General features: G+C 73.1%; 7 protein-coding genes. 4 read left to right on the top strand and 3 right to left on the bottom strand.

Annotated elements, in window-relative coordinates; all coding sequences use genetic code 11:
* The coding region (locus tag ACPYOM_RS19920) for a GTP 3',8-cyclase MoaA (RefSeq protein WP_481347278.1) at nt 1-762 on the top strand (762 nt) is incomplete at its 5' end.
* A gap of 29 nt (nt 763-791) precedes the next feature.
* Here the strand turns inward: ACPYOM_RS19920 and ACPYOM_RS19915 are convergent.
* Together ACPYOM_RS19915 and ACPYOM_RS19910 are read right to left on the bottom strand one after the other, a co-directional pair.
* Nucleotides 792-1,034, bottom strand: a complete 243-nt coding sequence (locus tag ACPYOM_RS19915; protein ID WP_481340714.1) for a hypothetical protein — start codon at nt 1,032-1,034, stop codon at nt 792-794.
* A gap of 7 nt (nt 1,035-1,041) precedes the next feature.
* Nucleotides 1,042-1,335, bottom strand: a complete 294-nt coding sequence (locus ACPYOM_RS19910; protein ID WP_481340713.1) for a DUF3099 domain-containing protein — start codon at nt 1,333-1,335, stop codon at nt 1,042-1,044.
* Nucleotides 1,336-1,507: 172 nt separating this feature from the next.
* On the opposite strand from ACPYOM_RS19910, the gene fabG reads away from it, so the two are divergent.
* The 3 genes from fabG (at nt 1,508) to ACPYOM_RS19895 (ending at nt 5,479) form a co-directional block, all read left to right on the top strand.
* Entirely contained in the window at nt 1,508-2,251 is a 744-nt protein-coding gene (gene fabG / locus ACPYOM_RS19905; RefSeq protein WP_481340712.1) for a 3-oxoacyl-ACP reductase FabG, read from the top strand.
* A gap of 128 nt (nt 2,252-2,379) precedes the next feature.
* Nucleotides 2,380-3,141 (top strand): enoyl-ACP reductase FabI, encoded by a 762-nt coding sequence (fabI, locus tag ACPYOM_RS19900; RefSeq protein ID WP_481347277.1) that lies wholly within the window; start codon nt 2,380-2,382, stop codon nt 3,139-3,141.
* A gap of 49 nt (nt 3,142-3,190) precedes the next feature.
* Nucleotides 3,191-5,479: a tetratricopeptide repeat protein gene (locus tag ACPYOM_RS19895; RefSeq protein WP_481347276.1), complete on the top strand. Its 2,289-nt coding sequence runs from the start codon at nt 3,191-3,193 to the stop codon at nt 5,477-5,479.
* A 185-nt stretch (nt 5,480-5,664) separates the two neighbouring features.
* On the opposite strand, the gene ACPYOM_RS19890 is transcribed toward ACPYOM_RS19895, so the two are convergent.
* The coding region (locus ACPYOM_RS19890; protein WP_481347275.1) for a Mur ligase family protein at nt 5,665-7,225 on the bottom strand (1,561 nt) is incomplete at its 5' end.

The following is a 7,225-nucleotide window of genomic DNA, read 5'->3' as shown; positions in this document are numbered from 1 at the left end:
CTCGTGGACCTCGTCGCCGGCATCGCCGCGCTCGAGCCTCGGCCCCGCATCGCCATGACGACCAACGGCGTCGGCCTGGAGAAGGTCGCCTCCGCCCTTCGCGACGCGGGGCTCGACCGCGTCAACGTCAGTCTCGACACCATCGACGCCGAGACCTTCACGCGGCTGACGCGCCGGGACCGGCTCGCCGACGTCGAGGCCGGGCTCCGGGCGGCGGCCGAGGCCGGGCTGACGCCGGTCAAGGTCAACGCCGTCGCGATGCGCGGTCTCAACGACGACGCGGTCGCCGACGTGCTGGCGTGGTGCCTCGAGCGCGGTTACGAGCTGCGCTTCATCGAGCAGATGCCCCTCGACGCCCAGCACGCGTGGGACCGGCGCGACATGGTCACGGCCGACGAGATCCGGGCCCGGCTCTCGCAGCGGTGGACCCTGACACCCCTGCCGGCCGCGGACCGGGGCAGTGCCCCCGCCGAGCGGTTCCTCGTCGACGGCGGTCCCCAGACGGTCGGCATCATCGCCAGCGTGTCGGCCCCCTTCTGCGCGGCCTGCGACCGCACCCGACTCACCGCCGACGGACAGGTGCGCAACTGCCTGTTCTCCACCACCGAGACCGACCTGCGCGGGCCGATGCGCGACGGCGCCTCCGACGACGAGCTGCTCGCTCTGATGCGCGGTGAGATGTGGCGCAAGCGGCGCGGGCACGGCATCGGCGACCCCGACTTCGTGCAGCCGGACCGGCCCATGTCCGCCATCGGCGGCTGAGCCGGCCGAGCACCGTCGCGGCCGACCGGTCAGCCGTCGGCGTCGGTCAGCGCCTCCACGGGGACGACCTCGATGAGGAACCCCCGGAGCGCGACGAAGTCGGCGAGGGACGTCCGGTGCTCGTCGCACGCGAGCCAGACCTTGCGGCGGTCGGCGGCGTGCAGCTTCGGGTTGTTCCAGACGACCGCGTGACGGGCCGTCGCTCGGCAGCCCTTCGCGCTGCAGACGCGCTCGGGTGCCTCGACCGGGTCGAGGGAGGGAAGGACGCTCACCGGTGGGTCACTGCTCGAGGCGGTGGGTGTCGTCGGGTCGCGGCGTCACGGCCTGGATGGAGCCGACCTCCCGCGGTCGCACCGCGTTCGCGATGACGACGGCGAAGTAGGGGATGACGACCGCGCCGGCGACGGCGGCCCAGCGCACCCAGCCGGACGTGACGAAGACGAGCCCGAAGCACGCGACGCGGATCCCCATCATGATGAGGTAGCGCTTCATCCGCGCGCTCTGGTCGTCGGTCGTCGACGTCGCCGCCGAGGTGACGGTGTGGACCACCGGTCGGTCGTTGTGTCGTGCCACCTCTCCACCTTAGGTCGCCGTCGCCCCGCGACCTACGGTGCTGTCTACCCTTGGGTAGTCCGTTAGGTTTCGGGGCAGCACCAGACAGCACTGATGGGGCTCCGGACCGCCGAGGCGGGCCGGACCGTGAGCACGACGACCCGGCCTGGCCGGACGGACGGAGGAACGACCAGTGGCATCGACCGCATCGCCCGGCGCACCCGCGGGGACGCAGCGCAACGTGCTCGTGACCGGAGGAAACCGCGGCATCGGCCTGGCCATCGCCCGGTCCTTCGCGGACGCCGGCGACAACGTCGTCATCACCTACCGCTCGGGGGAGCCGCCGGACGGGCTGCGCGGCGTCGTCTGCGAGGTCACCGACACGGCGTCCGTCGACCAGGCGTTCACGCAGGCCGAGGAGCTGCTCGGTGGCCCGGTCGAGGTGCTCGTGGCCAACGCCGGGATCACCCGCGACACGCTGCTGATGCGGATGAGCGACGAGGAGTTCGACGCGGTCATCGACACCAACCTCGCCGGTGCGTTCCGTTGCGCGCGCCGGGCCGCCACCGGCATGATCCGCAAGCGCAAGGGGCGGATCGTCCTCATCAGCAGCGTCGTCGGCCTCTACGGCTCGCCCGGCCAGACCAACTATGCCGCGTCGAAGTCCGGGCTCGTCGGCCTGGCCCGGTCGATCACCCGCGAGCTCGGTGGGCGCGGCATCACGGCCAACGTCGTCGCCCCGGGCTTCATCGAGACCGAGATGACCGCGGGGCTTCCCGAGGACCAGAAGAAGGCCTACCTGTCCGGGATCCCCGCCGGCCGCTTCGCCACGCCGGAGGAGGTCGCCTCCGTCGTCCGGTTCGTCGCGAGCGAAGAGGCGGGCTACATCACCGGCGCCGTCATCCCCGTCGACGGCGGCCTCGGCATGGGGCACTGACCCAGCGGTGCTGGCCGGCGCTGACCGGCGCTGACCGGCGCTGACCGGCGCTGACCGGCTCCGACGCTCCGACACGCTGCAGGCGCGTCGACCGCATCTCCTCCCCGAACCCACAGAAAGTCGCAGGCATGGGAATCCTCGAAGGCAAGAAGCTGCTCGTCACCGGTGTCCTCATGGACAGCTCGATCGCGTTCCACGTCGCCAAGATCGCTCAGGAGGAAGGGGCGCAGGTCGTGCTCACCTCGTTCGGGCGGACGATGAAGATCACCCAGACGATCGCGCGTCGCCTGCCCGAGACGCCTGCGGTCATCGAGCTCGACGTCGCCGAGCAGGAACACCTCGACACCCTCGCCGACCGCCTGGCCGAGCACGTCGACGGCCTCGACGGCGTCCTGCACTCGATCGGGTTCGCCCCGCAGGGCGCGTTCAACTTCATCGAGGGGACGTGGGAGGACGTGTCGACGGCCCTGCACATCTCGGCGTACAGCCTCAAGTCCCTCGCGGTCGCGGCCCTGCCGCTCATGAAGGAGGGCGGCAGCGTCGTCGGGCTCACCTTCGATGCGAAGTTCGCCTGGCCGGTGTACGACTGGATGGGGGTGGCGAAGGCAGCGTTCGAGTCGACGAACCGCTACCTGGCCCGCGACCTCGGCCCGAGGAACGTGCGGTGCAACCTCGTCGCCGCGGGCCCGATCCGCACCACCGCCGCCAAGTCGATCCCCGGCTTCGAGCAGTTCGAGCAGGTCTGGGACGAGCGCGCCCCGCTCGGCTGGGACGTCAACGACGCCGTCCCCGCGGCCAAGGCGTGCGCGGCGCTGTTGTCCGACTGGTTCCCGGCGACGACCGGCGAGATCGTCCACGTCGACGGCGGCGTGCACGCCATGGGCCAGTGACCTGACCGGCGCCGCGCGAGCGCCCTAGCCCGTCGCTAGAGTCCTGCCCATGCCTGACGCCGCGACCGACGCCACCACCCTCGGCGCGACCGACGCCACCACCGACGCCACCACCGAGGCCACCACCGACGCCGCCACCGCGACCGAGGCCGTCCGGGTCGACGAGGTGCGCGTCCTCGACGGTCCGAACCTCTACTTCGCTCGGCCCGCCATCAAGGTCAGCCTGCACCTGCCCGGCTACCTCGACCTGCGGCGGACCGAGGCCGAGGCCCTCGCGGCGCGCCTCGGGCTGCGCTCGGCGCGGCCGGGCAAGCGCGGCACGGCGCTGCGCCAGCGCTTCGTCATGCGGGTCATCCGCACCGTGACCCGCCGCCTCGGGACCGAGATCGGCGTCGGCCGGCTCGGCGTCCGGGTTCGCGCCGGAGGGGCCGTCGAGGACGCGGTGCTCGCCTTCCCGTGGGTCCACCGCACCCGCGGACAGGTGGCGGGCGAGCAGGTCGCCGTGGTCCTCGGACAGCTCCTCGCGCCGACGTGCCGGGCCGAGGACGCCATCGGCGCGGCGGCCGAGAGGATCCTCGCCGCGCCGGACGGCCCCGGCCCCAGCGTCATCACACCCACCGTGCCGGTCGCGTCCGTCACCGGCACGAACGGCAAGACGACGACGACCCGGCTCATGGCGCACATGTGCATGGCCGCCGGGCTGACGACGGCCTGGAGCTCGACCGACGGGATCGTCGTCATGGGGGAGACCACGGAGGCCGGTGACTTCTCGGGCCCGGCCGGCGCCCGCGGCGTCCTCGAGACCCCGGGCCTCCAGGTGGGCATCCTCGAGACGGCCCGCGGCGGCATGCTGCTGCGTGGCATGGGCGTCACGGCCAACGATGTCAGCGTCGTCACCAACGTCAGCGCCGACCACCTCGGGCTGCAGGGCATCGACACCCTCGACCAGCTCGCCGAGGTCAAGGCCATCGTCACCACGGTCACGCGGCCGGAGGGCTGGTGCGTCCTCAACGGCGACGACCCACGCGTGTGGGCGATGCGCCGCCGCAGCCGGGCGAAGCCGTGGGCGTTCAGCCTCGACCCCGACTCGCCCGCCCTCTGGGAGGCGGTCAACGCCGGCGGTCGGGGGATCACGGTGCTCGAGGGCGAGATCGTCGTCCTGTCGGCCAACGGCGACCCCGACCGGCTCGTCAAGGTCACCGACGTGCCGATGACCCTGAGCGGCCTGTCGCGCAACAACATCGCGAACGCCCTGGCGGGTGCGGCCGCGGCCCTCGGGCTCGGCGTCCCGCGCTCCGCGGTCGTGGAAGGGCTGCGCACCTTCGCGCCCGACCCCGAGCACAACTGGGGACGCCTCAACACCTACACGCTGCCGCTCGGGCGTGGCGGTCGAGCCACGGTCATCATGGACATGGCCCACAACGAGGCGGGTCTCGAGGCGCTCCTCGAGGTGGCGCACGGCCTGGCGGCCCCCGGCGGGGCGGTCCGCGTCGGGCTCGGCTGCGCGGGTGACCGCACCGACGAGGCGATCGAGGCCATGGGCGAGATCGCCGGGCGGGGCGCCGACGACGTCGTCCTCAAGATCGCGAGGCGCTACCTGCGCGGCAGGGAGCCGGAGAACCTCCTGGGGCTCTTCCGGGACGGCCTGGCGCGCGTCGGCGTCCTCGACGTCCCCGCCCACGACACCGAGCTGTCCGCCCTCGAGCAGCTCGTCGCGCATGCCCACGACGGCGACGTCGTGGCCCTCATGTGCCACGCCGAGCGCGCGGAGGTCGACCGCTGGCTGCGGGACAACGGCGGAACCGTCGACGACGCCCGGGTGATCCGACGCAAGGTCGTGGCTGCCCGGGGCGAGCACGAGCTCGAGGCGGAGATCGCCGCCCTGTGGGAGACCGCGGACCCGGAGGGGCGCATCTCAGCGGCCCGGCGACTCCTCGACGAGCACCCCGGCGACGCGCGGCTCGAGTTCGAGCTGGCCGGCGCGATGGACTCGGCGGGCGACGAGCACGGGGCGATCCCGCTCTACGAGAAGGCGATCCGTGGCGGACTGCCCGAGCCGCACCGGCACCGGGCGCAGCTGCAGCTCGCGTCGAGTCTGCGCGTCGTCGGTCGGCCCGAGGAGGCCGACGCGGTCCTCGAGGACGTGCTCGAGACCCGGCCCCACAGCACGGCGGCACTGCTGTTCCGCGCGCTCGTGCGCACCGACCTAGGCCGTGAGCGTGAGGCAGTCGCGGACCTGGTGCGCGCGACCCTGGACGCCACGACCGACCCCGAGGCCCAGTCCTACCGCCGGGCCCTGCGGGCCTACGCCGACGACCTCGACCCGGCCGACGGCTGACCCAGGCGCCCTCGGGCAGGGCCGTCCCCGGACGCCGTCCGGAACCGCGCCGTGGCGCACTTCCGGGCGTCGGGAGGGGCCGGATCGCGGCCGGAACCGCGCCGTGGCGCACTTCTCGTCGCCGAACGGGGCCGGATGCCGGCCGGAACCGCGCCGTGGCGCGCTTCCGGGCCGCAGGGCGTCCGTCAGACGGCGGTGTCGTCGGCCTGACCGGGGTCCGCCTCGCCCGGCGCGTCACCCGGGAGCCCGACGAGCGCCTCCTCCTCGGCCTCGGTGCCCTCGGCCTCCGCGGTCTCGGTGAGCGTGCTCGGGTCGAGGTCGGGGTCGCTCGTGGCCGCCCCGGGGGTTCCGAGGCGCGCGCCGGCCTGCGCCGACTTCGTCCGCTCCTCGAGCTCGGCGACGACGCGGGCGTGGTTGTCGACGCACATGACGACGACGTCACCGGGGTTGGTGCGCGCCAGCACGTGCCGCGTCGCCTCGAGCTCGTCGAGGACGATCTCGACCTGCCGGCAGCGGGCCCCGTCGGCCATCGCCTTGTGCGCACCCTCGGCGACGAGCTGCGCCGACTCGCCGGGGCGGCGCCCACGCAGGCGGGCGTCCTCGCGGACGACGACGACGTCGAAGTGGTGCGCGGCGACCTCGCCGAGCTCGCGGATGTCGTCGTCTCGACGGTCGCCGGCGGCTCCGATCATGCCGATGCGTGAGACCCGGGCCAGGTCGGCCTGCCCGCGCTTCTGCTCGGCGTAGCGGTCGACGAAGGTCCCGAGCTCCTTCATGCCGGCCGCGTTGTGGCAGTAGTCGACGAAGACGTCGGCGTTGCCCACGTGGACGAGGTTGAGGCGCCCGGGGGACAGGTAGTAGGTGGTGGCGAAGGTGCGCAGACCCTGCCGGATGTCGTGCAGGGGCGCCCCCGCGGCGAAGGCCGCCCCGGCCGCGGCCAGCGCGTTGGCGACGTTGAACCGCGCCGCACCGCCGAAGGTCGAGGGAAGCAGGTGCGTCCAGGCCAGCTGCATGCTGCGGCGCCCGTGCTTGATGACGATCATCTCCCCGCGGTCGCTCGGCTCGAGCACGACGGCGCGCCCGCCCCGACGGCAGTGGTCGTCGACGAGCTCACGCACCTCGGTGCCGGGTTCGGACATCGTGAACCAGACGATGCCGCCCGAGCACCGGCGTCGCATGTTGCGCACGTGCGGGTCGTCGGCGTTGAGCACGGCGAAGCCGTCGCGGGGCACCGCCTCGACGATGACGGCCTTGACGTCGGCGAGCTGGCGCAGGGTGTCGATCCCCTTCATCCCCAGGTGGTCCGGCGCGATGTTGGTGACGACCGCGATGTCGTTGCGGTCGTACCCGAGGCCCTCGCGCAGGATGCCGCCCCGCGCGACCTCCATGACGGCGAAGTCGACGCGTGGGTTCTGCAGCACCATCCGCGCCGACCGGGGGCCCGACGCGTCGGCCTTGATGACGAGCCGCTCGTCGATGACGACGCCGTCGGTCGAGGTCATGCCGACCTTGCGGCCGAGACCCTTGAAGATGTGGGCGATCATCCGTGACGTCGTCGTCTTGCCGTTGGTGCCGGTGACCGCGACGATCGGCACGCGCGAGGGAGTCCCCGGCGGGAAGAGCAGGTCGACGACCGGCTTGGCGATGAACTGCGGCTCGCCGACCGTGGGGTGCGTGTGCATCCGGAAGCCGGGCGCGGCGTTGACCTCGCAGATGGCACCTCCCGTCTCACGGACGGGATAGGTG

Source organism: Monashia sp. HAY1-2A (genome assembly GCF_056755315.1).
The sequence above is the reverse complement of the archived record's forward strand: the minus strand, read 5'-3'. Positions and strand labels throughout refer to the sequence as shown.

Bases quoted from the DNA above. Each gene is read 5' to 3' on its own strand.
- ACPYOM_RS19895 (WP_481347276.1), top strand. From the start codon at position 3,191: ATGCCTGACGCCGCGACCGACGCCACCACCCTCGGCGCGACCGACGCC.
- fabI (WP_481347277.1), top strand. From the start codon at position 2,380: ATGGGAATCCTCGAAGGCAAGAAGCTGCTCGTCACCGGTGTCCTCATG.